This is a genomic window from Nonomuraea sp. NPDC047897, from assembly GCF_043204415.1.
Taxonomy (GTDB): Bacteria; Actinomycetota; Actinomycetes; order Streptosporangiales; family Streptosporangiaceae; genus Nonomuraea.
In genome coordinates this window covers 1-24,031 of the sequence record NZ_JBIDCC010000025.1, presented here as the reverse complement: position 1 = coordinate 24,031, position 24,031 = coordinate 1, and the positions used below count along the sequence as shown (strand labels likewise).

The 24,031-nt window shown below is 67.8% G+C and carries 30 protein-coding genes and 1 pseudogene; 17 read left to right on the top strand and 14 right to left on the bottom strand.

The genetic code is table 11. From position 1 onward, the window contains the following. Positions 1-78: 78 nt before the first annotated feature. Entirely contained in the window at positions 79-954 is an 876-nt protein-coding gene (locus tag ACGF0J_RS36325) for an LLM class flavin-dependent oxidoreductase (protein ID WP_393153532.1), read from the top strand. 18 nt (positions 955-972) lie between these two features. On the opposite strand, the gene ACGF0J_RS36320 is transcribed toward ACGF0J_RS36325, so the two are convergent. Continuing rightward, positions 973-2,568, bottom strand: coding sequence for an AAA family ATPase (locus ACGF0J_RS36320; RefSeq protein WP_393153530.1), 1,596 nt, complete (start codon positions 2,566-2,568; stop codon positions 973-975). A 128-nt stretch (positions 2,569-2,696) separates the two neighbouring features. Between ACGF0J_RS36320 and ACGF0J_RS36315 the strand changes: the two genes are divergently transcribed. The 3 genes from ACGF0J_RS36315 (at position 2,697) to ACGF0J_RS36305 (ending at position 4,654) form a co-directional block, all read left to right on the top strand. Next, positions 2,697-3,083 carry a VOC family protein gene (locus tag ACGF0J_RS36315; RefSeq protein ID WP_393153528.1) on the top strand — a complete coding sequence of 129 codons (387 nt, stop codon included), beginning with the start codon at positions 2,697-2,699 and terminating at the stop codon, positions 3,081-3,083. Positions 3,084-3,138: 55 nt separating this feature from the next. Next, the gene (locus tag ACGF0J_RS36310) at positions 3,139-4,002 is read left to right on the top strand and encodes an exodeoxyribonuclease III (protein WP_393153526.1); all 864 of its coding nucleotides are present in this window, start codon (positions 3,139-3,141) and stop codon (positions 4,000-4,002) included. Between the two features lie 145 nt (positions 4,003-4,147). After that, entirely contained in the window at positions 4,148-4,654 is a 507-nt protein-coding gene (locus tag ACGF0J_RS36305) for a hypothetical protein (RefSeq protein ID WP_393153524.1), read from the top strand. On the opposite strand, the gene ACGF0J_RS36300 is transcribed toward ACGF0J_RS36305, so the two are convergent. From ACGF0J_RS36300 to ACGF0J_RS36275, 6 genes are all read right to left on the bottom strand, one after another. Next, positions 4,596-5,213, bottom strand: a complete 618-nt coding sequence (locus ACGF0J_RS36300) for a DUF1775 domain-containing protein (protein WP_393153522.1) — start codon at positions 5,211-5,213, stop codon at positions 4,596-4,598. The genes ACGF0J_RS36305 and ACGF0J_RS36300 overlap by 59 nt on opposite strands. Continuing rightward, positions 5,210-6,904, bottom strand: a complete 1,695-nt coding sequence (locus ACGF0J_RS36295; RefSeq protein ID WP_393153521.1) for a copper resistance protein CopC — start codon at positions 6,902-6,904, stop codon at positions 5,210-5,212. Before ACGF0J_RS36295 ends, ACGF0J_RS36300 begins: the two co-directional genes overlap by 4 nt. Further along, entirely contained in the window at positions 6,901-7,656 is a 756-nt protein-coding gene (locus ACGF0J_RS36290; RefSeq protein ID WP_393153519.1) for a YcnI family protein, read from the bottom strand. Before ACGF0J_RS36290 ends, ACGF0J_RS36295 begins: the two co-directional genes overlap by 4 nt. 62 nt (positions 7,657-7,718) lie before the next feature. Beyond that, the gene (locus tag ACGF0J_RS36285; RefSeq protein WP_393153517.1) at positions 7,719-8,267 is read right to left on the bottom strand and encodes a hypothetical protein; all 549 of its coding nucleotides are present in this window, start codon (positions 8,265-8,267) and stop codon (positions 7,719-7,721) included. A gap of 127 nt (positions 8,268-8,394) precedes the next feature. Continuing rightward, a complete protein-coding gene (rpsR, locus tag ACGF0J_RS36280) occupies positions 8,395-8,622 on the bottom strand; it encodes a 30S ribosomal protein S18 (RefSeq protein WP_393153515.1) in 228 nt (75 codons plus the stop codon). Further along, complete coding sequence (locus ACGF0J_RS36275) at positions 8,619-9,740, bottom strand: CobW family GTP-binding protein (protein WP_393153514.1); 1,122 nt, start codon at positions 9,738-9,740, stop codon at positions 8,619-8,621. Before ACGF0J_RS36275 ends, rpsR begins: the two co-directional genes overlap by 4 nt. Positions 9,741-9,813: 73 nt before the next feature. Between ACGF0J_RS36275 and rpmG the strand changes: the two genes are divergently transcribed. From rpmG to ACGF0J_RS36245, 6 genes are all read left to right on the top strand, one after another. Next, on the top strand, positions 9,814-9,978 hold the full coding sequence (gene rpmG, locus ACGF0J_RS36270) for a 50S ribosomal protein L33 (protein WP_393153512.1): 165 nt from the start codon (positions 9,814-9,816) through the stop codon (positions 9,976-9,978). Next, positions 9,975-10,220: a type B 50S ribosomal protein L31 gene (locus tag ACGF0J_RS36265; protein ID WP_393153510.1), complete on the top strand. Its 246-nt coding sequence runs from the start codon at positions 9,975-9,977 to the stop codon at positions 10,218-10,220. The genes rpmG and ACGF0J_RS36265 overlap by 4 nt, the downstream gene beginning before the upstream one ends. Then, positions 10,220-10,456, top strand: a complete 237-nt coding sequence (rpmB, locus tag ACGF0J_RS36260) for a 50S ribosomal protein L28 (RefSeq protein ID WP_393153508.1) — start codon at positions 10,220-10,222, stop codon at positions 10,454-10,456. The genes ACGF0J_RS36265 and rpmB overlap by 1 nt, the downstream gene beginning before the upstream one ends. After that, entirely contained in the window at positions 10,456-10,755 is a 300-nt protein-coding gene (gene rpsN, locus ACGF0J_RS36255) for a 30S ribosomal protein S14 (RefSeq protein WP_393153506.1), read from the top strand. The genes rpmB and rpsN overlap by 1 nt, the downstream gene beginning before the upstream one ends. Before the next feature lie 2 nt (positions 10,756-10,757). After that, positions 10,758-10,925, top strand: a complete 168-nt coding sequence (gene rpmF / locus ACGF0J_RS36250) for a 50S ribosomal protein L32 (RefSeq protein WP_393153504.1) — start codon at positions 10,758-10,760, stop codon at positions 10,923-10,925. Positions 10,926-11,382: 457 nt separating this feature from the next. Then, complete coding sequence (locus ACGF0J_RS36245) at positions 11,383-12,309, top strand: hypothetical protein (protein WP_393153502.1); 927 nt, start codon at positions 11,383-11,385, stop codon at positions 12,307-12,309. Between the two features lie 565 nt (positions 12,310-12,874). Here ACGF0J_RS36245 and ACGF0J_RS36240 read toward each other — a convergent pair. Both ACGF0J_RS36240 and ACGF0J_RS36235 read right to left on the bottom strand, forming a co-directional pair. Further along, entirely contained in the window at positions 12,875-13,111 is a 237-nt protein-coding gene (locus ACGF0J_RS36240; RefSeq protein WP_393153500.1) for a hypothetical protein, read from the bottom strand. Between the two features lie 52 nt (positions 13,112-13,163). Then, positions 13,164-13,316, bottom strand: coding sequence for a hypothetical protein (locus tag ACGF0J_RS36235; RefSeq protein WP_393153498.1), 153 nt, complete (start codon positions 13,314-13,316; stop codon positions 13,164-13,166). Positions 13,317-13,897: 581 nt separating this feature from the next. Here ACGF0J_RS36235 and ACGF0J_RS36230 point away from each other — a divergent pair. Further along, positions 13,898-14,107, top strand: a complete 210-nt coding sequence (locus ACGF0J_RS36230) for a hypothetical protein (protein WP_393153496.1) — start codon at positions 13,898-13,900, stop codon at positions 14,105-14,107. 4 nt (positions 14,108-14,111) lie between these two features. On the opposite strand, the gene ACGF0J_RS36225 is transcribed toward ACGF0J_RS36230, so the two are convergent. Continuing rightward, positions 14,112-14,600: a hypothetical protein gene (locus ACGF0J_RS36225; RefSeq protein WP_393153494.1), complete on the bottom strand. Its 489-nt coding sequence runs from the start codon at positions 14,598-14,600 to the stop codon at positions 14,112-14,114. A gap of 1,341 nt (positions 14,601-15,941) precedes the next feature. Here ACGF0J_RS36225 and ACGF0J_RS36220 point away from each other — a divergent pair. Together ACGF0J_RS36220 and ACGF0J_RS36215 are read left to right on the top strand one after the other, a co-directional pair. Next, positions 15,942-16,673, top strand: a pseudogene (locus ACGF0J_RS36220) (SIR2 family protein); the annotation flags it as partial. Between the two features lie 249 nt (positions 16,674-16,922). Continuing rightward, positions 16,923-18,440 (top strand): hypothetical protein, encoded by a 1,518-nt coding sequence (locus ACGF0J_RS36215; protein WP_393153622.1) that lies wholly within the window; start codon positions 16,923-16,925, stop codon positions 18,438-18,440. On the opposite strand, the gene ACGF0J_RS36210 is transcribed toward ACGF0J_RS36215, so the two are convergent. The 4 genes from ACGF0J_RS36210 to ACGF0J_RS36195 all read right to left on the bottom strand — a co-directional run bounded on the left by ACGF0J_RS36210 (position 18,420) and on the right by ACGF0J_RS36195 (position 22,191). Further along, positions 18,420-18,881, bottom strand: coding sequence for a PPC domain-containing DNA-binding protein (locus tag ACGF0J_RS36210; protein WP_393153492.1), 462 nt, complete (start codon positions 18,879-18,881; stop codon positions 18,420-18,422). The genes ACGF0J_RS36215 and ACGF0J_RS36210 overlap by 21 nt on opposite strands. Positions 18,882-18,903: 22 nt before the next feature. After that, on the bottom strand, positions 18,904-19,911 hold the full coding sequence (locus ACGF0J_RS36205; protein ID WP_393153490.1) for an asparaginase: 1,008 nt from the start codon (positions 19,909-19,911) through the stop codon (positions 18,904-18,906). Positions 19,912-19,971: 60 nt separating this feature from the next. After that, entirely contained in the window at positions 19,972-21,609 is a 1,638-nt protein-coding gene (locus ACGF0J_RS36200; protein WP_393153488.1) for a hypothetical protein, read from the bottom strand. 234 nt (positions 21,610-21,843) lie between these two features. After that, a complete protein-coding gene (locus ACGF0J_RS36195) occupies positions 21,844-22,191 on the bottom strand; it encodes a GntR family transcriptional regulator (RefSeq protein ID WP_393153486.1) in 348 nt (115 codons plus the stop codon). Between the two features lie 341 nt (positions 22,192-22,532). Here ACGF0J_RS36195 and ACGF0J_RS36190 point away from each other — a divergent pair, with 341 nt between their 5' ends. From ACGF0J_RS36190 to ACGF0J_RS36175, 4 genes are all read left to right on the top strand, one after another. Then, complete coding sequence (locus ACGF0J_RS36190) at positions 22,533-22,688, top strand: hypothetical protein (protein WP_162795808.1); 156 nt, start codon at positions 22,533-22,535, stop codon at positions 22,686-22,688. Between the two features lie 120 nt (positions 22,689-22,808). Next, the gene (locus ACGF0J_RS36185) at positions 22,809-22,985 is read left to right on the top strand and encodes a hypothetical protein (protein WP_393153484.1); all 177 of its coding nucleotides are present in this window, start codon (positions 22,809-22,811) and stop codon (positions 22,983-22,985) included. Between the two features lie 83 nt (positions 22,986-23,068). Then, the gene (locus tag ACGF0J_RS36180) at positions 23,069-23,410 is read left to right on the top strand and encodes a WhiB family transcriptional regulator (protein WP_393153482.1); all 342 of its coding nucleotides are present in this window, start codon (positions 23,069-23,071) and stop codon (positions 23,408-23,410) included. Continuing rightward, complete coding sequence (locus ACGF0J_RS36175) at positions 23,410-23,973, top strand: hypothetical protein (protein WP_393153480.1); 564 nt, start codon at positions 23,410-23,412, stop codon at positions 23,971-23,973. Before ACGF0J_RS36180 ends, ACGF0J_RS36175 begins: the two co-directional genes overlap by 1 nt. The last annotated feature ends 58 nt before the right edge of the window (positions 23,974-24,031 follow it).

Below are 24,031 nucleotides of genomic sequence, written 5' to 3'. Positions count from 1 at the left end.
AGCTCTCGATCAGGGACTGAGTAACCAGAGCGAGTCTATCCCCACAGACCAGACGGCGCACTTGCGAAGGAGACACCGATGAAGATCGGGATCGGGTTGCCGGGTGACGAACCTGACCTCCTGCTGGACTGGGCGCGGCAGGCCGACGCCGGGCCGTTCAGCACGCTCGGGCTGCTCGACCGCTTCATCTGGCGCAACCCGGAGCCGCTGGTGATGCTGGCCGCCGTCGCCGCCACGACCAGCCGGATCCGGATCCAGACCGAGGTGCTGATCGGCCCGCTGCGCGACACCGCCCTGCTGGCCAAGCAGACGGCCACCCTCGATCGGCTGGCCGGCGGCAGGTTCACGCTGGGGATGGGCGTCGGCAGCCGGACCGACGACTTCGCCGCGGCCGGAATGCCGCTCAAAGGGCGTGGCCGCCGGCTCGACGACCAACTCGTCGCGCTGCGGCAACTGTGGGCGGGCGGCCGTACCGACTGCGGACTCGGGCCGGTCGGCCCGGCGCCGGTGACCCCGGGAGGGCCGGAGATCCTGTTCGGCGCGTTCGCGCCGGCCGCGCTGGCCAGGGTCGCCCGGTTCGGCAACGGGCTGCTGTGCGCCGCGCCCCCGCCGTGGGCCGGCGACCTCTTCCGCGCCGTCGACAAGGAATGGTCGCAGGCCGGCCGCGCCGACCGCCCGCGCAACGTCGGCCAGCTCAACGTGGCCTTCGGTTCGGACGAGACGGTCGCCACGGCCAAGGCGGCGATCAGCGAATGTTACGCCATCGTCGGCGCCTCCCACTGGATGGTGGAGGGCATGCTCACCACCGAGGAGCAGATCCGCACGGCGCTGCGCGGGTTCGAGGAGCTCGGGGCGGACGAGGTCATCCTCTACTGCTGGTCGCCCGAGCTCGGCCAGGTCGCCCGGCTCGCCGACCTCGCCGACCGCTACACCAGCGCCAGGGCCGACCGCTAGCCGCGCGGGCGTCGAGCATCACACGCGCAGGACGGTGACCTGGCGGCCGGAGGGTGTGGTCGCCTGCTCGAAGTCGCCGCGTTCCTTCCAGGGTGGGGCTTCGGGGCGGCGGTCGAAGATCACGAGTACGCCGGTGGTGAGGGTGAGGCGGTCGAGGTAGCGGTCGAGCTGTGCGAGGCCGTCGGGCTTCGGGTCGTCTGCGCCTGGGCGCCAGACCTTGAGTTCCATGGCCTCGCGCTGCATGAGCCGGTCGCCGTCGGGGGCGGTGTAGGGCCAGCGGACCAGGACGTCCAGGCGTTTGGTGCCGGCGGCGTATTCGCGGTCGAGGTAGCCGCCGCCGTTGACCAGGCGGTGCAGGAAGGCCATGAGGATGATCTGGCAGGCGGCCTCGTGGTAGCCCTCCTGCTGGATGAGGACCTCGCCGTGTTCGCGCCAGAAGACGACGAACTCCTCCAGCAGGCGTGGCAGGTCGAACCGGCCGTCGGGGAGCACGAAGCTGTGCGGGTCGGCGTGGATGTTCTGTTCCGTCAGGTCGCCCAGCACGCGCAGGATGACCTCTCGGTAGATCGGGTTGGCCACCTGCGGCGGAGGTTGTTGCGTGATCAGGCCCAGATCGCGGGCGTAGGACAGGTCGTCGGAGTTGCCGCGGTCGGTGTAGGGGCCGCCGGCCACGATCGGTTCCATCACCCGCTTGACCCGGGGCTCGTGCAGCCGGGCCGCCAGGGAGTCCAGATGGGTGGCGCGTGCCCGGATCAGCCGTTCCTTGGCGTTCTCCACCGGCTCGGCGGTGACGGTGCCGGTCACCTTCATCTTGAAGGTGATCTCATGGGCCAGGGCGTTGACCAGCCAGGGTTGCCCCTGGGTGAGCTCGAAGACCCGATCCACGGCGTCCTTGGTGAACTCCTGGCCCGTCGCCTGGGTGTGCTGGTCGTACAGTTCGGCGATCTGGTCGGAGGTGAAGTCGCCCAGGCGCAGCGAGTCGGCGAGGATGTTGAACGGGCTGGCCGCGTTGAACCGGTCGGGGGCGCCGCCGGAGGCGACCTTGTAGTCGCGCAGGTCGCGCAACCCGCACAGCACCACCGACGTGGGGAACGGATAGCCGTCTGGCCGGATGTTGTGGCCGTCGCGGAGTTGACTGAGGATGCTGATCAGGCTGTCGCCCTGCAGGGCGTCGATCTCGTCGAGGAACAGCACGATCCGGCGTGGGCAGCGTTGGCACCACGCGCTCAGCGCCTCACCGAACTGGGTTCTCACCGGGTTCTGAGGCCAGGGGTCCGGCGGCAGGAGTTCCTCGGGCCATCCCGACAGGTCGGCGGCCCTGCGGAGAGACTTCAGCAGAATCGTCTCGGCGGCGTCGATGTCGTCGCCGGCCGTCCCGGCGCGCTCGCAGGAGAACGACAGGGCGGCGATGTCGCCTTCGGCGGTCAGGTCGGAGGCGAGGGTGCGCAGCATCGTCGTCTTGCCGGTCTGCCGGGGGGCGTGCAGCACGAAATAGCGGTCCATCTCGATGAGCGCCCGCGCTTCGGGAAGCCGTGGTGTGGGAGGCAGCATGTAGTGGCGCTGCGGATCGCAGGGGCCGGTGGTGTTGAAATATCTCGCTCGGGGTGACCGCATGACCACATTCTGGCACCGAACGACTCCACGCGCCCGATGTCGAACGCAGCGGGCGTGCCTCGGGCCGGTCGGCGGCCCGGTCGTCGCGCACGGGTGTCTTCGTCGCCGTACGGGGAAACAGAGGCGGCATGGAGGTGTTGAGCAGCCGCGTGCTGCTGCGTCCAGGAGACCTCGCGCGCAGCCGGCACTTCTACGCCGAGACGCTCGGCCTGGCCGTCTACCGCGAGTTCGGCCCAGCCGGTGGACTCGGGACGGTCTTCTTCCTCGGACAGGGGTTTCTGGAGCTCTCCGGGCACGCGAGCGGCGAGGCCGGCTCGACGATGTCCCTCTGGTTGCAGGTGCGCGACGTGGCGCGCGAGGAGGAACGTCTGCGCGGGCTGGGCGTCACCATCGTGCGCGAGGCCCGGCTGGAGCCGTGGGGTCTCACCGAGCTGTGGATCGCCGATCCCGACGGTCATCGCATCGTCCTGGTGCAGGTCCCGCCCGACCATCCCCTGCGTCGAGACCCGCGCTGACCCGGACCGTCCGGTGCCCGCCGGACCGGCGAGTGGCGCGGCTATCGTGAGCAGGGTGCGGATAGCCACCTGGAACGTCAACTCGGTCAAACAGCGGCTGCCGCGGCTGCTGCCGTGGCTGGACCAGCGGCAGCCCGACGTCGTCTGCCTCCAGGAGACCAAACTGGCCGACGGCGCCTTCACCGAACTGCTCGGCGAGCCGCTCGGCGCCCGCGGCTACCAGATCGCAGTGTACGGCGAGGCACGGTGGAACGGGGTCGCGATCCTGTCCAGGGCGGGGCTCGACGACGTGGTGGCCGGCCTCCCGGACGGGCCGGGATTCCCGCATCCGGAGGCGCGGACCATCGCCGCGACCTGCGGCGGGGTCCGGGTGCACTCGGTGTACGTGCCGAACGGCCGGACCCCCGGCTCCGACCACTACCGCTACAAGCTGACCTGGCTGGCGGCCCTGCGTGACGTGGTCGGCGCCGGTCCCGACGCCGTGATCGTGTGCGGCGACATGAACATCGCGCCGACCGACGCGGACGTCTTCGATCCTCTCGCCTACGCCGGTCACACGCACGTCACGCCGCCGGAGCGGGCGGCGCTGGCGGAACTGCAGGCTCTCGGGCTGCGGGACGTCGTGCGGGACCGCTGGCCGGGCGAGCGGGTGTTCACCTACTGGGACTACCGGGCCGGGATGTTCCACAAGGACCTGGGCATGCGGATCGACCTGGCGCTGGCCTCCGCCCCGGTGGCCGGCCGGGTGCGGGCAGCCTGGGTCGACCGGCACGCGCGCAAGGGCACGGGCCCGAGCGACCACGCGCCTGTGATCGTCGACCTGGACGAGGCACCCGACGGGGACATCGGGCCGGTCGTGCCGCCCCCCTCCGCCCCGGCCGTCAGGCCGGGCACGGCCAAGCTGCCCCAGTCACCCTGACCTCCACGGGCGCTGCCCACGCGGTCAAAGGAACCCGATGCGAACAGCAGCCGCCGTCAGGGAGCGCCGGAGGCGGGCTCGGGATCGTGCTGGGAGCTGGAGGGGGTGCGGGCCGCAGTGGTGGTTCGACGGCTGCTAACCGCTCATGATCCTGGGCCGCGCCGACCAGCAGGTGAAGATCCGCGGACACCGTGTCGAGCTGGGCGAGATCGAGGCGGCACTCGGGGACGCTCCCGGAGTCGCCCGCGCGGTGGCCGTCGTGTCGGAAGGCCGGCTGATGGCCGAAGTGGTGCCCGAGTCCGTCGACCTCGACGCGGTCCGGGCACACGCCGCGACCCACCTGCCGGAGCACATGCGCCCCGACCCGCTCGCCGCCCTGCCGCTGCTGCCCCTGAGCGCCAACGTGAAGGTGGACAGGGCGGCCGTCGCCAAGCTCTCCGCATCGGCCGCACCGGTCGAGCCGGTCGAGGCACCGCGAGGAAACTCTCCGGGAGCTTTTCGCCGGGCCCACCGTCGCATCGATCGCCCGAGCCGCCGCCGAAGCGGAGGAAGGCATGCTGTGAACCAAGGGATACACGCCGCTGCACGCCCACCTATCGGCGGCGGAGGCGCCGGCGGGTCAGGTGAGCGGTCAGGGCTGCCAGGGTGGTGAAGGCGCCCAGCGCCACAGCCACCTGAACGTCGTCGGCGCCGTCCGTGCCCACGGCCGGGGGCGGAGCCGGGCTGAGGCCCGGGTCGAGGACGGCCGCGGTGGCGATCAGCCGGGGTGCGGGCTCCTCGGAGGCGTCGTCGGCGCCGATCCACTCGTACCCTTTGCCGCCGGTGCACCGCTGCGTGGTGGGGAAGAGCAGCGGCGCGCCGGTCTTGCCCGACAGGCGCGCCCGCACGATGAAGGACGCCTTGGTGCCGTGAGCGATCCCCGGGCCGGTCCACTCGACCGCGTTCCCCTTCACCGCGCTGCGCCAGCCGCCCGGCTGGCCGGCCGACAGCACCGAGGACCCGGCCGGCATCCGGACGAGGAGCGCCTCGGTCGGCGCGCCGTCGCATCCGTGGTCGAAGGAGAAGGTGAGCGTGACCGATCCGTCCCCGTTGGGCTGAGCGGACTCCAGCAGCACGTGAGCCAGCGCCGGGGCGGCCGGCAGCAGCACCAGCACGGCCGCTGCCAGCGCCACCCCGGCGGCCCGGATCGCATGGGAGACACCGGATCTCACGGGATCACCACCTTCTGGGAGACGACCGGGCTGTCGAACTCCGACAGCCGCACGACCAGCGTCACCGTCCACGTCCCGTCCAGCGGGAAGTCGACTGCCGCCTCGTAGGTGCCCTTGCCCGTGGTGGAAAGCGGCTTCTTGAACGGCCCCAGCTCGTAGGCGGGCAGCCGTATCGACAGCTCCGGCGTCTCATGCGGCACCAGCGGCACGCCCTTGCCGTCCACCAGGGACAGCTGGAGCGCGTTGACCCCCCGCCTGCCAGGGCTGATCACCATGGTGGCCTTGCCGTCGCCGACGGCCGCGGTGAGCGTCTTGGGCCCGGCGGAGGGGGACGGCGACGCCGCCGCAGGTGCGGCGGCGGGTTCCTCACGCGGCGTCTGCGAGACCAGCACGCCGGTGACGGCCACCACCACGGCCAGGCCCGCCGCCTCGATCCCGACCGCGCGGCGCAGCGCGCCCAGGGTGGCTTCCCGGCGCGCGCCGGAGAGCACCGAGGGGACGAACCGGTACCGGTTCCAGGCGGCGACGCCGACGACGGCGAGCACCAGGACGAGCTTGACCAGGACGAGACGGCCGTAGCCGGTCGTCCACAGACCCTCCACGCTGTCGGCGATCCGCCACCACAGCAGGACCGCGCTCGCGCCGAGCCCGGCCACCAGCCACAGCGCCGCGCCCGAGAAACGGCCGACCGCCGAGGCGACCTCGGTCACCCGGTGGTGGCGGTCGGGGACGAACAGCAGGCACAGCCCGATCAGCCCGCCCGCCCACAGCGCCGCGGTGGCCAGATGCAGCAGGTCGGCGGCGAGCACCAGCCAGCCCGGCCCGTACACCCTGGTGTGACCGACGGCGGCGAGGGAACCCAGCGCCAGCGCCGTCCCGGCCGCGGCGACGACTGGCAGCCCGCGGCGCACCGCGACCAGGGCGATCACGGTGCCGGCGGCCAGCAGCGCCGCAGCGACCGCGGGCGCCGCCGACAGCGCGGCGGGCCACAGCGAGGCGGAGAACAGCTCGCCGACGCCCGCGCCGTCCTGCCAGAGCTTGACCAGCGGGACCAGTGCGGCGGCGCCGAGAACCGCCGCCGCGGCCAGCGCGTCGCGGGTGCGCCGGACCCGCCGGGCGAACGCCGCGGACCTGCGCACGCTCGGCTCGGCGATGAACAGGCCGAAGGCGGTCAGGCCCGCGAACCCGAGCACCCCTCCGTACCGCAACACCTCGGCGCTGATCCGGAGCACGTTCACCTCGCGGTCGGCGACCTGGCCGGGGACGGCGACGGAGCTCGCGCTCGGCCTGCCGACGGAGAAGCTGATCCCCCCGGCGACGGGGTGGGTGTCGGCCGAGACGACCCGCCAGCTGACGATGTAGGTGCCCTCCGCGAGAGTGGACGCCGGGGTGTAGACGACGGTGTCGTTCACGGAGCGGATGTCGGCGGGGACGGGGCGACCGGCCGAGTCCAGCAGTTGGTTCCCCTTCGGAGCAAGGGTGATCGCCTCGTTGAAGGTGGCCGTGACGGTACGCGGTGCCTGGGCCAGAACCTGGCCGTCCTTGGGATCGGTGCTCTTCAGCACGGCGTGGGCGGCGGCCGTGCCCGGCAGGAGGAGGACCAGGAGGGCGGCCAGGAGCAGGACCGCCCCGGTGGGCGCGGCCGTCGGCCGCGCCCACCGGGACCTCCTGCGGCGGACCGGACGGGTCAAGAGGTCTTCCTGCCGCGCACCAGTGCCGTCACACCCGCGGCCGCGCCGATCGCGCCCAGTGCCAGGCCGGCCCAGCCGACGACGCCCGGGTCGCCCGAGCCGGAGGACGTGGCCGAGCCGGAGGGCGCGGCCGAGGCGTCGGCCGCCGGAGCAGCCGACGCCGCGGTCCCGGCCGGCGTGGACGCGGCGGCGCCGGCGTCCTCGGCGGCGGTCAGCACGATGTACGGGGCAGGGTGCTCCGGCTCCTCCGCGCCGTCCGCGGCGACCTCGGTCCAGGGCGTCTCGCCCTTCTCGCACTTCTGGATCGCCGGGAAGGCGAGCTTCGCGCCCTCCTTCTCCGGGAGCTTCAGCGACAGCTCGAACGTGTCGCGCAGGCCGTCCGGCAACGGGGTCTTGGCGGTGTAGACGATCTGGTCGACCCGCTCGGTGTACTGGCCGCCGTGGCCGTTGTCGACCGGCGTGTCGAGCTTCTCCATCTTCTTGTCGACATCCCAGCCCTGGTTGACCGTCGGGGTGACCGCGATGATCTCCTCGGGCATCGAGATGGCGACCGAGGTGGTGGCCGACCCGTCACAGCCGTGCGGGATGGAGAAGGTCAGCACGGTGTAGCTGCCTGCCGCGGTGGTGGAGGGGGTGACGGTGACGTGGGCCGACGCCGCGCCGGCGCCGAGCAGGACCAGCCCGACTGCGGCCGTGCCGACGGCGACGGTGCGGCCGGCTGCGCGCAGGGTGGTACGCAGGGCAGAGCTCATGGGGGGTTCTCCTCTATACAGATCATGATCGGGGGGAAGCGGGGCCCTTGTCCCCGCAGGGGTCAGATCCGGGTGAGGAGGGGCGGGGCGCGCGTCCCGACCGGCCCGGCGCACAGCCGGGTCAGCGCGGGGACGGCGCGGGAGACGACCGGGCCCGGACGCCGGACCTGCGGCGCGAGGCCGCGGGCACGGACGGTGCGGTACCGGGCGCGGAGCAGACGGAGCAGACCCCACCACATCCGCTCGCCGTGCTCCAGCAGCAGCGCGGTGAGCACGGTGGCCGCGGCGTGCGTGAGGATCATCCGCGGCGACGAGGCGTCACCGGTGCCGTGGTGGCCGGGACCGTGGTGGACGGGGTCCGCCAGGTAGACGCTGAGGCCGTGGATGCCGCCCTGGGCGGCGCCGAGCAGGGCCAGCAACTCCCGCCGGGTGACCCTGCGGCTCGCCAGCGCGTAGGCGACCCCCCATGCCGCCAAGACCACGGGGACCAGGGCCAGCAAGGGCGGGGTCGTCCCGTGGCCGGCGCGGTGGGCGGCGACCGCGATCACGGTAGTGCTGAGTGCCACCAGGGCCGAGCGCAGGCCGCGCATCGTCCGCTCGGTGGACTTCATGGCCGGAGCCTAGCAACGGCTCCGGCCAGCCGCCCTCCGAAGTTACGGGTCTGTCACGGGCGCGGTCCCCGGCATCAGCGGTCCGGGACGGCCACGGCTGCTCGTGGCGATGTCCGTGGTGGCTCGGTCATGCGCTGGGGCGGGAGGCGTAGGGGAGCAGGGCCATCTCGCGGGCGGTCTTGATGGCCCGGGCGATCCGGCGTTGCTGCTGGACGGTGACGCCGGTGACGCGGCGGCTGCGGATCTTGCCGCGGTCGGAGACGAACTTGCGCAGCAGGGCGGTGTCCTTGTAGTCGATGCGGTCGGCGTTCAGCAGCGGGTTGGGCTTCCTGCGCGGGGCGCGGCGGGGCTTCACGCGATCTCCTTGATGTCGAGGATGGGGGCGAACGGGTCGTCGTGGCCTGGGTGTTCGCCTTCGGCCAGCAGGCAGGAGTCGAGCAGGCCGTGCAGTCGCTCGACGTCGAGGTCGGGGCCGGTGAAGACCAGGTGCTGGACGCGGTCGCCGTGCTCGGGGTCCCAGTCGAGAGCGGCCGCCGCCCGGCGGGCGGGGGAGACGAGATCCCAGGCGGCTTCGGGCAGGGCGGCCAGCCAGGGGCCGGCGTCCTCGACCGAGACGATGCCGGCGACGGCGTCCCAGTCCAGCAGCCGGCTGGGTCGGGTGGCGAGCCAGAAGCGACCGCGTGAGCGCACGGACTCCATCACCAGCTCGTCCACGGCCTCGAAGAGGCGGCCCGGATGCAGCGGGCGGCGGCTGCGCCAGACCGTGGTGACGATCTCCTCGGTCCGGGCGTCGGCAGGGAGCCGGGCGGTGCTGGGGTCCACGCGTTCGGCCAGCTCAGTCGTGCACAAGGCCGGGCCGGTGATCGGTGGCAGGTCATGAACGGTGTGGATCGGGGTGACAGGGGCGAGGTGCGCGAGCACCCGCAGCGACAGCTCGTGGTCGTCTTCGTCCCCGCCGTGCAGCATCAGCCCGGTGGCGTATTCGAGTTGCCGGGCCAGGACTTCGGCCACAAAGCGCTGGTCGCCCTTGGCCGCGATTTTGCCGACCTCATGGAGGCGTTCGCCGCGGGTGATGTCGTCCGGCAGGGACTCGGCGTCCAGAGCGGTGAGCACGGCGGTGAGCCGCAAGAGGTCCCGTGCCTCGTCGCAGTCGATGGCCTCGGCGACCGATCGCGGCTCGACCGCGTCCCACAGGTCCACGATCAGCAGCGTCGCGCCGGACGCCAACCTGACGAGCTGGGGGAGGAGGTCCTCCCGCACGGTGCAGGTGACGCAGCCGTGCGCGAGGCGCACGTCGGCCGTTTCCAGCACTCGGCCGGTGTCGCGGACGCTGCGCCGGACACGGCCTCGGGTGACCTCGCCGAGGTCGTGGTGGATGGCGACGGAGCCGGGATGCCGGGCCAGCAGCTCGTCGACGGCGGCGGTGCGAGCCGCGCCATGCAGGCCTGCGGCGAGGACGACGGGGGTTGACACCGAACCTCCAAGTAGCGAAACGAAAACCGTTATCGTTATCCTGGCACAGTATCGCACGCCGAAAGGAACCGCTTTGGCAAGAAATGAGGTGCGACCCGTGATCAAACTGCGATCCACGGCAGGCACCGGCTACACCTACGTGACGACCAAGAACCGGCGTAACGACCCCGACCGGCTCACCCTGCGCAAGTACGACCCGACCATCCGCCGGCACGTCCTGTTCCGGGAGGAGCGATGAAGAAGGGCATTCACCCCGACTACCGGCCGGTCGTCTTCCGCGACCCCGGCGCGGACTTCGCGTTCCTCACCCGCTCGACGATCACCAGCGACAAGACGATCGAGTGGACCGACGGCAGGACGTACCCGGTGGTGGACGTCGACGTGTCGTCGGCGAGTCACCCGTTCTACACCGGCCGCAGCCGCGTCCTCGACACCGCGGGCCGCGTCGAGCGGTTCAACCAGCGTTACGGAAGGGCCTGATGTCCGCGCACTGCCAGCTCACCGGCGTCAAGCCGGTCTTCGGCAACAACGTCTCCCACTCCCACCGCCGCACCCGCCGCCGCTGGAACCCCAACATCCAGCAGCGCCGCTACTGGCTGCCCAGCGAGGACCGTTTCGTCCGGCTCACCGTCAGCGCCCGCGCGATCAAGACCATCGACAAGATCGGCGTCGAAGCGGCCGTCGCACGGATCCGCGCCAGAGGAGAGAAGGTCTGATGGCCAAGAAGAGCAAGATCGCCGCCAACGAGCGGCGCAAGTCCGTCGTCGCCCGCTACGCCGCCCGGCGCGCCGAGCTGAAGGAGGTCATCCGCACGGGCCCGTCGAAGGAGCGGGCGGCCGCCGTACGCGAGCTGGCCCGCCAGCCGCGCGACGCCAGCGCCACCCGGGTGCGCAACCGCGACTCCGTCGACGGCCGCCCGCGCGGCCACCTGACCAAGTTCGGGCTCTCCCGGGTGCGCTTCCGCGAGATGGCGCACCGCGGCGAGCTGCCCGGCATCACGAAGGCGAGCTGGTAGCCATGGCCGTACCCAAGCGGAAGACCTCGCGCAGCAACACCCGGCACCGCCGCAGCCAGTGGAAGGCCGCCGCCCCGGACCTTGTCCCGATCACCGTCAACGGCCGGGAACTGCTCGTCCCGCGCGGGCTCGTCCGCGGCTACCAGCGCGGGTTGATCGTCATCGACTGAGGCCGCCAGGCCACCGGGCGGCCCGCAGTGCCAGAGACAGCCGGGCGCGGCGGCACTGCCGGCGCCCGGTGGCCCGGGTGCGATCCGGTGGTGCCGGCGATCATGGGCGCGTTCCGGCTCTGATGAGGGGCGCGGCGTCCAGCTCGGTCATCTCCCGTTCGCGCAGGAGGCGCCCCAAGGCGGCGCGTATTCCTCTACCGCGGCAGGCCGTCCTGGGGCGCGGGCCCGTTACCCCTGCACGCCGACAGCTTCGGCGTGGTCGTCGACATCGGAGGCCTTCCCGTCCGCAGACGCGACCCGGGTCGACGAGGCCGTGCGGGAGGTGGAGCCGGGGCTGCCCAGGATCTCGCCCTGGCCGAGGGTGAGAGTCCTCCGTGCCGGATTGCCGAGAAAGCCTCACAGTAAGTTACGTATCAATTACGCTATGTCCATGGGTAGCCGCGCACAATATGCCGTCATGCAGGACGGCACCTTCAGCCTCCACTACTCGCAGTGGGGCGCCTACCAACTCGAACTGGACCTCCTGCCCGGCCCTGAACCCGCGACCCGGTTCGCCCGCCGCCAGCGCGAGGAGAGCTCATGGATGTGGGAGGTCGAGTGCGACGGTGCATGTCTGATCGACCATGACGAACGGCGACTGCTGCTGTTCTGCCACTGCGGCGCCGATCGAAGCTACCGGCTCGCGACCTTGGCGACGCTGGCCCGTACCTGGCCCGGCTGGCGGGTGGAGTGGGCCTATGACGGCCTTCAGCAGCTTGAGGTGACAGCCGGCCACGCCACGGACATCGCCGCGAGAAGCGCTGGAGATCCACAGGCGGGCGAAGAATGGTGCGACGTGCTGGTCACCGTGATCGACCAAGGTCAGACACGGGCCCACCTCGTGGACTCGGCCGGAGCGGTCATCCGCAGCGGGGCGAGGAGCCTGGACGACCACCGCTCTGCCTGGCCGACGATCACATCCTGCCCCGGCAAGGTCGTCGCCGGTGTCCACCTCGATCTGGACGACCAGACCGCCGGCGTCTGGACCTCCGCCACGTTGCGAGGTGCTCTGCGAACCGTGGAGCAGGGGTGGCCCGGCTGGCACTGGTCGAACTGGGAGGACAGGTCAGCCGAGCAGGCGCGCCGGGTCGCCGGAACCCTCACCGTGCCGGAGCCGAACCTCGCGGAAGGGCTGCGTGCTCTCGCCGCGGAGTTCGACAAGCATCAGGACGTGGACTCCGCCACCGAGTCGGCCGCCCTCCTGCTCGCCGGTGCCAGGGCTTCGGGGCTCCAGGCCCATGTCCACACGGACAACACCTTCACGCATCGTCCCATGGATCTGACCGGCGAGGAGAAGGCCTTGGTCCACGCCGCGATCGCCGACCTCATGACGTCGCCCCGGTGAACGGGTTCCAGCCGAGATGCAGCTCATCCGCATGCAGCGGGCCACGACCCTGCCTACCTGGAAGACAGGCCAGTGAGCACTTCACCTACGGCGTCATGCACGGAGACGTGTCGCCCATCGAGCGGCAGGGCATCATGCGTGACCGAGGTTCCGCGCGGCCGACGATCGCATGTCGCGCTGTCGTGCCCCCAGCCCTCCCACGCCGCGTTGCCGACCCGCTGCGCCTCCTGCCACGTCCGGTGCTCCACCAGCAGCCCGGCCACGGGTCGAGGGAGAGGCACCACCCGCTTCGACTTGGCCGACTTCGGCTCCGCCATCATCACCCCGCCGCCCCACCGGTCCGGGCAGATCGACGCATGCCGCGCCCATTCCTCGTCACAGAACCGCGGGCACTGGCAGTCGCCGTGCTCCGAGCACTTGGAAGGGCACGGCCGCACGCACACATGCCGGCGGCCAGCCCGACGGGCGGCCTTCGGGCAGTCGGCGGGATTCGGCGGGCATAAAACCGGTGCCGCCGCTCGCCGCACGCGTGCGAGTCCTTGACAGCAGTCAGCCCACAACTCCTTCAGATGGAGCCCACGCACCCAGGGCACGCCACCATCATGAGCGTGCCCCTCTCCTCGTCCAGGTGGGACACCTCGCGAGCACCCAAGCAGTAGCGGCACAACGTGAGGCTGGCGAACTGAGGCTCTCGCCAGCGCGGGTCAGCCCACAGCGGCGGCATCGGCGGCGGGTTCTCGGGCGTCCACCGGGGGCCGCCGTCGTGGCCCTTGCCGTTGCAGAACTCGCAGGCAAGGGCCATGCCAGCCACCCACTCGACGAGTGTGCCGCCGCACTCCGGGCAGGTGATCGGGTCAGGCGTCAACGGTTCCGCCCCCGCCGCACGCGCGGCACGTGTTCCAGCGCCGCTCCTTGTCCTTCTTGCCGTTGACCTCTTCCCAGTTGCCACCCTCACCGAAGCAGGCGCCGCACTTGACCTTCTTCGGCTTCTCGTCGTCCTTGGCCATGGCCGCAACGTACCCGCGTGAACGATGTTCGGCACTGGAACGTAAGCGGAAGGGGACCAGCCCGCCACTGCAAGCCCCGTCCGTCTGGGCTAGCGCGGCGGAGTGACAGAGGCGGGGACGGGTGACGGATTCGCGGGAGGCGTATGCGTCTCGTTCTTGGCGAACATCGCCCATCCGGCCGCTGCCGCGACGACCACAGCGGCGGCCGTGATCACCGTCTTGCGTCGTGTAGATCGGACGTGCGGAGTGACCCATGTACGTCCACCGCCCGGCCGCTTTCGGTAGTGCCCTTTGACATGGCTCTTCTTCTTGTGCGCCATACCTGGACCGTATGAACTCACCGGGAGGCCGCCTAGACGGATGGTGGGCGATGGTTCGCTAGCGGCGATGCCAGGCGGGAGGAACTTGATCAATCGGCGAACCTGTGCCGCCCCGTCCAGGAATGCCTCGACGGGCACCTGGCGTAGACGGGACCCCAAGCCGCACCGGGTGAGCGTAGTGTGGCCTTCCGGATGCATGGAGTGAGGCTCCCGTCACGGCATTCCTGTGACGGGAGCCTCACTATCTGTGAACCTGGCGACATGCATCCACTACTGATAGTCACCCTCGTCGCCACCGCCGTCTATCTGACGTCGTGCGCCTTCCACCCCTACATGAAGTGCAAGCAGTGCAACCGCTCCAAGGAATCCCACTCGACCACCTTCAAGGGGGCGTTCGGCAAATGCCGGACCTGCAACGGGGTCGGCCACCATGTGAGGTGGGGAGCGCGAGTCCTCGGACGCAAGTCGTGATCGGCTAGCAGCCATCGAACCACGACCTCGGCCGGCGCCAGGACCCATGCCCATCCGAGCGCGACCCGGACCCCGACCTCGCGTCGGACGTCCGGGTCTCCTTCGTTTTCGGGGTCCTCGACCGCTCGGGCCGGGCGCGGTGCCAGGGATCGTCGAACCGGTAGCGCCCGGCCAACCCGCACATCTCCACAAGCTCGACCGCCGCCGCCCGAACCTGCCGCGCCTGGAACGCCCGCGAGGTCGAGGTGCCGGCCGCCTGCACGTAGGCGTGCACCGCGCCGCGGGCCGTCTGCAGGTAGGGCTCGATCAGCGGGCCGCCGACGCCGCTCACGGCGTCGAGGCTGACCTGCCACGCGGCCGTGTCACGGCCGGGGGTGAAGGGCCGACGGCGGGCGTGCTGCTCGACGCCGTCGAGGAACCGTCGCAGCGCGGGCCGGCCGCATGCATCCGCGGCCGGGAGCTCCCCGGAGGCGGCCGGGTGGGGCGTCGGCATGACGATGGTCGCCGACGGCGGGGCGGCGGGGCGGCGGGGCGGCCGGTGCAGCTGTAGCCCATGCGGCGAGGGCGGTCGCCCAGGTGAGCCGGCGGCGGGTACGGCTGCGCACGATGCCTTGCCAGGGACGTTGCGTGGTGGCGTGTTGACATTCCGTAAGGCGGACGGGTCGACGTAGTGCGATCCGGGGCGCTCGCCCTGTCAATTCCCCTGTCGCGACCCGTTGGCGAAGATCGCATATGGCCGCGTTTTCCCGGCTCACGCGATGGTAGGGCGGGTGGGACTTGAACCCACGACCCACGGATTATGAGTCAGGATTGCATGAAGCGTGTTTGCGCTGGTAGGGCAGGGTTTTAGCGGAGCATGAACCCGTGTTTGCGCACGTATTTGGCATGACCATGGATGTAGCGGCTTCTGGCGAGATCGATTAACGGATCCATCTCTTGTACCGCGGCGATGTGGGAACGGCCGCCTATGGGCTTCTCAGCACTCCGCTAGAGCCGTAGTGATCGCTCAGTCGGTGTTCGGATGCTCCCTCTCCCGCCGATCAGCTTTCCTGTGCCGCCACAGCAGAGGGAGAGCCCACGCCACCGCTGCGGCGGGGGCTTGCCGCAACGATGGTGAGCGCGGGGCCACCCGTGTCGTTTCCCCTTCCAGTCCCCTTCCAGTTGTCTGGCTGTCTGATGCTTCGGTGCAGGTCGAGAGCAATCCATAGCCCATGTACAAGGCCTCTGCGGGCCGCGTACAGCTACGGAGTGCAGCAACGGTCCCTATCTGGCTTGCGATTGCGTCGTGGCCCTGCGGGCCGGAGGAGGCGGCGGCACCGTGGCTGGCCACGATCGCCCGCCTTGGGGGCGGCGGTGGGCTACTACCGGCCATGCTCCGCCTGGGAGGTACCGACCGACTGGATAAACCCGGGTCCGGGAAGATCGACTGCCGGCGCCGCCCGCGCGCAGCGAGCCGCCCAGGTGTGGACGCAAGGTGATCGATGACCACTGAGACCAGAACAACAAGAAGCCATTCAGCCACCGCGGTCGTTCCCTCAGCCTGATCGGAACGGCGTCTCGGTTCATCAGAACCTGCACATACAGCCAAGATTTGCCAAAATGGGCAGTAATCGCCCATGCGCGACTTCCGTGGGTGCCTACCCGGCAGTAGCATAAAAGTAACTTCGATTTCCTGTTTCAGAGACAACGAGCCTGCGGCAGGCAACAAGGAGTGGTTTCTCCAGCGGAAGGCCCTCTTTCGGTAGCTCGCGGCAAATCCGCAATTCTAGCGGACATGAGTACGTCGGCAGATATACAGTCAAGATGCTGCTAGTGCAGTCCACAGGAGGCAGAGATGTCCCTGTTGCAAGACGATGAGTGGCAAAGGCTCATGGAAGGGTTGGTCGAAGGGAAGTACCAGTTGCTTCTCGGCTCGGGTGCTTCGCGTGATGCCACAGACAGCCTCGGTCGACGCCTCCCCACCGGTCACCAGCTACGAGATGAACTCCTAGAAGCGTTTTCGATACCCGCGCCCACGCGCCCAGACGAAAAGCCTGGTTTGGATCGTGTATACAAGAACGCGCGTGATCGGTCATCGAAGGAAGGTTTGAATAGGACCGAATGGCTCGCTCGGCGCTTCACCGATTGCACTCCGCCAGGCTGGTATGCGCTACTCCAACGTCCTACCTGGCGCTGCATATGGTCCCTGAACATTGACGACGCACTCGAAAATAGCTACGGAGATTCACTTATTCCCGTACACTTCGCGGACCTGCCTGTGGACCCGCGACCCGGTAAGGTATTGGCTGTCCATCTCCATGGGATGGCCAGCCGCCCTGACTCTGGTTTGGTCTTTGACTTGCAAGAGTACGCCGAATACGTAACTACGCCTCGATCATGGCCCATCCGTTTCCATGAATCTCTTTCCACGGATCCTGTGATCGTGCTTGGGGCGGCACTTGTCCACGAAATCGATCTGGCCCGATCCCTGGAACAGCGAGCCGCTTCTGCCAGTGACGAGTTTCCATCTATCGCTGTGATGCCTAAGCCAAACGAATTGGATAGGTCCGACTTCGAGAGGTGGAACATAGAACTTATCGATGCGACAGCTGAGGAGTTCCTACGTGCCATCGAGAGGGACTGGGACTCGACGGCGCTTCGCCTCTCGCCAACTGATCAAGTGGAAAGACACGTGCCACCCTCTCACCTGAGCTTTTTGCACCAGTGGAGTCGAATCACGCGTGAGGACAGGCGCCCCCACCGCTGGCATGATTTTTACGGAGGAGACGAACCAAGTATAGTCGACATTGCTAGAGATTTGCCTGCGAAAAGGGCCATGACTTCGACGTTGATCGAGTGGGCCAAGTCGGGCGAACAGCCTATTCTCGTCTACGGCGAGCCCTTCTCTGGAAAATCGACCATGGTACTACGGGCAGTCTTCGACCTTGAAAAGGAAGGTTGGTTGGTCTATGAGTTTAATCGCAGGTCCCGGCCGGACAACTCAGCCGTTCTCCAGCGGGTTGAGGATGTACCAAAGACGGTACTTGTGGTCGAGGGTGCACGCGATTTTGAGTCCGACCTGAAGAATCTGGCAATATCCGCCAAAGAGCGCAAGCTCGCATTGAGGCTTCTCATGATTGAACGGAAGGGAGCGGCTGATCGACTACTGCAGTCGGGACTATTCCACGCCATACGCGTGCCCGCCGTTGTCGCGGAAGACGAAATGATGGACCTTTTGGCGAAGCTCAGAGACAAAGGCCGTCTTTTGAGGTCTGCTAGCCGTGGAAAGTCATTGCCAGCTCTCCTGTCTCATGTCAGCCGAGCCTATAATCGCGTGCTATCGCAAACATTGGCGAACCTCGTCTTGGGAACGGGGTTTCAGGAGCGAGTCTCTCATGACTATAGAGCGCTAGCGGATCCCGCTGTTAAGAGTGCCTTTGTGCTTGCTGCCATTGTCGCTGCTGGTGGGAACAGTTTGCCTCTGGGTGTGGCTGCGGAAGCGGTACACTTGTCCGGCAGGGCCCTTGAGAAGCGAATGGAAGTAGACCAATCGCTCTATTCCATTTGCTACATTCGGAGAGGATTCCTGCGGCCCCGCCACCGACTTTACGGTGAGCTTCTGCTGGGCGGGGTCCTTGCCCATCGGGAGCTCTATGGGCCGACTATCGCGCTAGCAACTGCACTTGCGCCGTTCGTCACTAGGGAAGCGATAAGGCGTCGTTCGATTTACCATCGCATTGTTCGACATCTGATGGACCATAATGTGCTGGCTGGTTTGATTGGTAGGGAACGAATTGAGGGTTGGTATGCTGAACTGGAAGGTATCTACGGCTGGAACGCTCGATTTTGGGAACAGCGCGCTCTTGCCGCCAGCGAGGAGCAAGTGGACGACCGGGCGATGCAATATGCATTGATTGCGGTTGACCGGTACGAAGACGCATATACGCTAAATACTTTGGCTACCGTGCGGCTACGTCCGATCAAGAGGGGTAGGGGTCCTCTCAAGTCCACGGAAAACGTAGAATTCTGGGAAGCGGTAAAGGATCTGGAAAGGGCGCGCGAACGTGCAGCCCCTGATTCGGAGCATCCCTACGTCACGTTCTTTGACGGTGCAATCGGCTATGGGCGCCGTTGGCGGCACTCCGGCGCTGATCTGCCCAATGCCTTGAGGGTGGAGTGGCAAGCATGGTGGACGGCCGCACAGTCGTCTGAGTCGTTCCAGCATGCCAAGGGGCATCAGGCGCTCGCGGATTTTCAGCGCCGCTGGCTGGAGCTTGCTCCCGCTCCCTCTGCCCCCACTGTTGACCAACCCACTAATCCTACCCCCGATACGTCATTCCTCGAAGGTCAATAGCGGCACGTCGTACAGTTCCGGATTCCGAGGCCGCGTCATGGACGGTGAGAGGACTTCGACCACGAGCATCTCAGTTAGGAATTGCACCCGAGCTGACAGTAGGTGACTCGTGTGGCCAACCGCCGACCGCTCCTTGAGCCCGAGGGCGACATGGATGTGAGGCAGGACGCCGCCTTTCTCGGGAGCTGCCGCTATGGTGCCGCATCCCATGGCTTCCGCGTTGGTCAGGTGGACCTTAGTCCACACTGGAGCTTCGGGGTTTTCAAGTTTCTCGCAAGTGCCCACGATCTCAGCTTCGGCAAAGCCCGCGATGAACATGGGGATATAGCCCTGGCGAATGCCGTGTTCACGGCAGAACTTCGCCAGTGCCGTCATGAAGTCGTCACCGTGGTTGAAGGTGACTCCGAAAGTACGTCCGGTCGTCAGCTCACGGGCTTGCATGCGCTCTCGATTCTTTTAAAGGTCAAATGTGCTCATCCATCGAATTGCCAGGAACCCATCCACGGCCCCCGACCGCCGCAAACGTCTTCCTGACTGACCCGGCGCCCACCCCTGACGCGAGAAGCAGGTGGAGAAGAACGCGCGCCTTCAGGGGGTCAAGGTAACCCGCCGGAATCAATCCGCGCGCCAGCAGATCGGACTCGGACCCCTCGAAGCCATACGTTCGCTCGTGAACAGGGCCGGCGCCCGTCCGCGAGGCCAACACGACGGGCTTGACCGACGCGAGCTTGGCCAGTGCCGGCACCATGCCCGCGGGAACATGCCCGACACCGAAAGCGCCGACAACCAGACCATCAACCTCTTTGCCCATGGCTGATACAAGCTCTCCATCGTCGCCGAGCGCGACGGTGAACAGACCGACCTTGACCGTGCGCCACGTCTCAGACGTCAGGACTGGCCCTCTCTCCATACGCAACGGAATGTCCACGTGGCCCTCGACCACGTGGCCAATCGGCCCGTGATTCGGCGAAACGAACGCCGCCGGACTGCTGGTGTGGGTCTTTCGGAGCCAGCGCGCTGCGTGAATCTGGTCATTGAAAACGACCAAGCAACCCAAGTCACGCGCCGTACGACTTGCTGCTGTGCGAATCGCGGCCAGCAGGTTGGCGGGGCCATCTGCGCCAGCCATGGACGGGTTCCGCATCGCTCCCGTAACCACCACCGGAGCCTCATTCCTCCACAAGAGGTCCAGCACGTAGGCGGTCTCCTCGATGGTGTCGGTCCCCTGAGTGACCACAACGCCATCCACGCCGTTGCGCACCGCGCCCTCCATCGCTTCGGCAAGCTCGGTGAGGTCGGCAAAGGAGAGCGATGCGCCAGGGAGTTGCCGGAAGGTGCGCACGTCAAGCTCAACGGCGATGTTGTCGAGCCCAGGAACAGCCGTAAGCAACTCCTTGGCGGTCAATGTGGGCACAACCCCGTTGGCTCCGGGAACCATGGCGATGGTGCCGCCCAGGGAGAACACGGCCACGCGGGCAGGGGCAGTCATAAGAGCGCCTTTCTACAGGTTGGAGTACGTGGCCAGGTCCAGTCACGCGACGCTCTGGCCCATGTCGTTGACAAAAGCGCATGCCGCGTCGATGCCGGCAACCGAGATCAATCGGCTACGAGGACGCAGCAGCCCGGCCGTACCAACGTGAGCGAGCGACCGGCATCGGGTAACGAGCCACGCCCAGTCCAGTTCGAGATACGCGGCCAGAGCGCGAAGCCGCTCCGCAGGGCTGTTAGCTTCGATGACGGAATGCGCGCCAACCTGGCCGGTGGCCTCACGGAACTCACGGAGGATGGAGACACGTTGGGTAGTGTCCACGTGCCACATGCCCGCGCCGCGGACCCAGTTAGCAATGATCGCTTGCTCGCCACCGAGGACGAAACCCTCGACACTGGAGTATGCGGGATCATCGCAGACCTTGATATGAATCCCCGTGGCTTCCATCAACGCGATGGACACGAAGAGCAAAACGCGCTCATGGCGTGGCGAATCCTGGACGGCCCTGTGTGGGATGCAGAACATCCGCACCGATGCCTGATCTCCGGTAGCAGAACGAACCCCACGCAGATAGGCGTACTTGTGGTCGAACAGCAACCATGTGCATGCCTCCTCACCACGCTGCTCACGAGTCCAGAAGATGGGGATTTCGGGCAGGTTGGTCAGGTTGCGCAGGATATGCCGAGCACAGAAGTCGGACCCGAGCCAAGCGTGGGAAACCCGTCCGAGATCCGGAGCCGCCTCACGGCTTACTGCTGATGAGGTGAGCGCCTCGTACTGCGCAAGCTCCTCCCGGGAGATAGCAAGCTCCTGATCGTCTGCCTGGAGACCATCGTCAAGGCTGGCCGCCGCCCACAGCAGGCCGTACGTAAAGTCGTCCAGCTCGTAGGCGCCGGGGATGGCGATAGTGTCGCTGTCAGGAGATTGTGCGAGCCGCCGTCGCGCCTCCCGAGCATCCATCGCGAAGAACCGCGACTCGTCGGCCGATTGGACGGCCGCAACCAGGAGCCCGCGACTTGTCGCACGCGAGAACTCCGCCCACCGGGGGGCATTCGTCAGTCTCGCCATGACGCGCCCCTCTGATGTGCTGCCCGCATGGAACTGCATGCGCAAAACTGCGCCCTCCATGGCGCGGCCGTCAGGAAGTAGTGCCGTGAGATCGACACCGAAGTCCGGCGTCGGTCGCGAGAGTTTCAGATCAGGCCATCTCACCTTGGCGTGGCCGGCGAAGCCGTACAGATCATTCAACCCGCCGATGAGGGGCAAGTCCGTTCCTAGTTGTGCGAGCAATGCGCTTGCACTGCCCCCCACGAGAAACGTCCTCCGGTCAACGCTTGCCCACACTTGCCCCTCCTCGTCCGCATAGAACGACAGTCTCTCGGGGGCAAGCGCATCTTGCGATGGCACTTCGATGGCATTTCGGGACCGGAATCCCAACTGATCGAAGCTCCTGCCGGTCACCGCCTCCAAAGCGCGCTGATACGCGGGACGTGGTCTCCCGACTTCGCCATCCTCCCAGCGCGCGACCAGGCGCGCATCACAGGCAAGGCCATGCTCACCGATCGTGTCAGCAATGGCAACCAGTGCACGTGCGAACTCCTCACGCGATTCGCGCCGCTCCTCTTCGCGGATGCGGCGAAGCACGTGGTTGGGCGTCTTGACCCTGGTCTTGGTGGTCACCGCCACGCCTTCCGCCAGCGCCTTTATGGACTTTGCACGGAGTACGGCAACCGTAACTGTTCGCTGCCGCCGTCGCTAGACGGTTTGCCATTTCAGTGCCGTGCGAGACGCCATCGATATGCCTTGGCCTTCGGCGGTCTCCTTGATGTGGCGCAGGACACGCCGCACCACCGCAGGAGGAAGGGAGGTGGAGATGACACTGACACGCTGCTCAATGTAGCCGCAGGAGCGTCCTCACTGATCCTGAGGCTGTTGCTCAAGCTTCGCGAGCCTGTTGGCGAGATCTTTCACGGTCGCCTCCAGGATCGACACGCGCGCCGAGAGGGCGGGCTCGGGACCACCTTCCTTGCTCGGATCCCGAACGAAGAAAGCCCGACCTTGCTGGGAGACCACCAGTCCCTCAGTCCGCAACTCGCGGAGAGCGTTCTGGACGGTCTGAGCTGAAATGCCGTAGTCCCGCGCAAGGTCACGGATCGACGGCAAGCGACTGCCTGGCACACGGTCGCCCGACTCGATGCTTTGCCGCAGAGCGTCCGCTAGCTGGAGGTACGGGGGGCGGGGGTCGTTGTCGCTAATCGTCACCTGACCAGCGTACCCGCCGAAAGCGTAAGTGTCCTGTAGCGCCCTATTGCGTGCTAGCACAGTACTAGCTAAGTTGGCACGTATCAGCACAGCTGGAAGACATGGGAAGGCGGCCATAGGCCGCGCGCCGACGGGCTGGAGCGCTTGATCGTTTGAGAACTCAATAGTGACGACGAAGGGCCACCGCCTCCCGCGAAAAGGCGGCCTGTGCAGGGCGTTCGGCCTTGCACGCCCATCTCATTGCTTGGTTCGCCCTGATGGTCGTAGGCGGGGTTCGACTCCCGGCCGGGGCACTTCCACCCCTCAACTCTTGCCTCTGTCGCCACCCAAAGGAGTGCTTCATGCTGTCCATCCGCCTGACCGGAACGCCTGCCGAAGTCGCCGACGCCGTGCTGACCCTGCGCGAGACGTTCAGCATTACCGCGATCAAAGGGCTATGCCCTTCGGCCCCTGCTCAACCCAGTGTCCGTGTCTATGTCGAGGTGGCCCCCGGCTGACCAGGCTCGGCCTGCCCGGCTTACCTCTTCCGCCCCGATGGTCGTAGGCAGGGTTCGACTCCCTGTCGGGGCTCTCCCGGCCGCTCTGCCGGTTCCACCACACGACCAGGGAGTTTCCCCATGATTCAGCCCGCCAAGAGCATCACTCGGTTCCTTCCGACGCTGTTCGTGATCGGCACCGTCATCTACATCTTCACCGATCCGCACGGCGCGGCCGTGGCCTTCAAATGGGCCTTCCAGACGATCACGGACGGGGCGCAACAGTTCGCCGAGTTCATTCGCTCTGTGAGCAAGTGACCACCTCGCCCCGCCGGGGGCGGCCCTGATCGGCCAAGACAAGGAGCCGCCCCCCTCTCGACTCCCGAAGGAGTAGCACCATCATGCTTCTGCGAAACCGCCCGATCCACCCATCGCGCATGTCGTCCGACCAGTGGGCGGCAGCCTGGCGCATCGACCAGGAGCCGCCGCCCGCCGAGTGTGTCTACGACCCCGAGCTGCACACCGGCCCAGCCGGCGGGATTGAGCCCGCCGACCAGCGCGCCGCCCGTGAGGACGTGGCGCGCGAGGTGTGCGCGACCTGCCCGGTACGCGCGTGGTGCGAGCTGTACAGCATGCAGGTCCGCCCCACCTACGGCGTGTGGGCTGGCCGCACGGCGCGCGAGCTGGCGCTGTTGAGCGTCCGCCTGGACGCGATGCTCATCGGCACGTCGGCGGTGGCGTGATGAGCATTCGGTGCGCCACTCGCTTCCCGCATCTCGAAGAGGTCGCCGCCGGCCGCCCGTTCGATCAGGTGGGAGTGGAGTTCTTACCGTCCCACCCGACCATGCGGCACGGTCTCACCCGCCTAGTGCTACACCCGGGCGTGATCAACGATGACGCTGACGAGTTCTTCGCGTGGGGCTACTGCTGGCTGCTGGCCGCCGCCCAGAAGGAGGCCACCGGTTGGTCATACGGCCTGGTCGAACGGTGGCGTGAGGGTACCTGGGAATGGACGCACGTGGGCGTCATCACCCCCGCCGGCACTTTCCTGGACATCCGGGGATACCACGATCGCGACGGCTTGACCGCCGACCTAGAAGCCGCCTACGGCGTGCCGACTCGGATCCGCATGGGCACGTTCGCTGACCTGCGGCAGGCCATGAACATGCCTGAGGACACCGAACCCGACTGGTGGTTGGGCACCCTCGGCGCGCCCATCCTTGCCGACACGGTCCGCTACTTCGCCACCCACCTGCTCAGCCGGTACGAGCTTAAGACGTCGTCTCATTTGGCGAGTCGGCGGTAGCAAATGAGCGCTGCGGCGATGGCGACGAAGGACGCGAAGTGGTCGGCGCGGCGCTCGT

What these genes read in the sequence shown, in the direction of transcription:
- rpsN (WP_393153506.1), top strand. Translation starts at nt 10,456, where the DNA reads ATGGCCAAGAAGAGCAAGATCGCCGCCAACGAGCGGCGCAAGTCCGTC.
- ACGF0J_RS36175 (WP_393153480.1), top strand. Translation starts at nt 23,410, where the DNA reads ATGAGCATTCGGTGCGCCACTCGCTTCCCGCATCTCGAAGAGGTCGCC.
- ACGF0J_RS36230 (WP_393153496.1), top strand. Translation starts at nt 13,898, where the DNA reads ATGCATCCACTACTGATAGTCACCCTCGTCGCCACCGCCGTCTATCTG.
- ACGF0J_RS36320 (WP_393153530.1), bottom strand. Translation starts at nt 2,568, where the DNA reads ATGCGGTCACCCCGAGCGAGATATTTCAACACCACCGGCCCCTGCGAT.
- ACGF0J_RS36215 (WP_393153622.1), top strand. Translation starts at nt 16,923, where the DNA reads ATGACTTCGACGTTGATCGAGTGGGCCAAGTCGGGCGAACAGCCTATT.
- ACGF0J_RS36325 (WP_393153532.1), top strand. Translation starts at nt 79, where the DNA reads ATGAAGATCGGGATCGGGTTGCCGGGTGACGAACCTGACCTCCTGCTG.
- ACGF0J_RS36285 (WP_393153517.1), bottom strand. Translation starts at nt 8,267, where the DNA reads ATGAAGTCCACCGAGCGGACGATGCGCGGCCTGCGCTCGGCCCTGGTG.
- ACGF0J_RS36305 (WP_393153524.1), top strand. Translation starts at nt 4,148, where the DNA reads ATGATCCTGGGCCGCGCCGACCAGCAGGTGAAGATCCGCGGACACCGT.
- ACGF0J_RS36225 (WP_393153494.1), bottom strand. Translation starts at nt 14,600, where the DNA reads ATGCCGACGCCCCACCCGGCCGCCTCCGGGGAGCTCCCGGCCGCGGAT.
- ACGF0J_RS36190 (WP_162795808.1), top strand. Translation starts at nt 22,533, where the DNA reads ATGCTGTCCATCCGCCTGACCGGAACGCCTGCCGAAGTCGCCGACGCC.
- ACGF0J_RS36240 (WP_393153500.1), bottom strand. Translation starts at nt 13,111, where the DNA reads ATGGCCCTTGCCTGCGAGTTCTGCAACGGCAAGGGCCACGACGGCGGC.
- rpmF (WP_393153504.1), top strand. Translation starts at nt 10,758, where the DNA reads ATGGCCGTACCCAAGCGGAAGACCTCGCGCAGCAACACCCGGCACCGC.
- ACGF0J_RS36315 (WP_393153528.1), top strand. Translation starts at nt 2,697, where the DNA reads ATGGAGGTGTTGAGCAGCCGCGTGCTGCTGCGTCCAGGAGACCTCGCG.
- rpmB (WP_393153508.1), top strand. Translation starts at nt 10,220, where the DNA reads ATGTCCGCGCACTGCCAGCTCACCGGCGTCAAGCCGGTCTTCGGCAAC.
- ACGF0J_RS36290 (WP_393153519.1), bottom strand. Translation starts at nt 7,656, where the DNA reads ATGAGCTCTGCCCTGCGTACCACCCTGCGCGCAGCCGGCCGCACCGTC.
- ACGF0J_RS36185 (WP_393153484.1), top strand. Translation starts at nt 22,809, where the DNA reads ATGATTCAGCCCGCCAAGAGCATCACTCGGTTCCTTCCGACGCTGTTC.
- ACGF0J_RS36235 (WP_393153498.1), bottom strand. Translation starts at nt 13,316, where the DNA reads ATGGCCAAGGACGACGAGAAGCCGAAGAAGGTCAAGTGCGGCGCCTGC.
- ACGF0J_RS36210 (WP_393153492.1), bottom strand. Translation starts at nt 18,881, where the DNA reads ATGCAAGCCCGTGAGCTGACGACCGGACGTACTTTCGGAGTCACCTTC.
- ACGF0J_RS36265 (WP_393153510.1), top strand. Translation starts at nt 9,975, where the DNA reads ATGAAGAAGGGCATTCACCCCGACTACCGGCCGGTCGTCTTCCGCGAC.
- ACGF0J_RS36180 (WP_393153482.1), top strand. Translation starts at nt 23,069, where the DNA reads ATGCTTCTGCGAAACCGCCCGATCCACCCATCGCGCATGTCGTCCGAC.
- ACGF0J_RS36245 (WP_393153502.1), top strand. Translation starts at nt 11,383, where the DNA reads ATGCAGGACGGCACCTTCAGCCTCCACTACTCGCAGTGGGGCGCCTAC.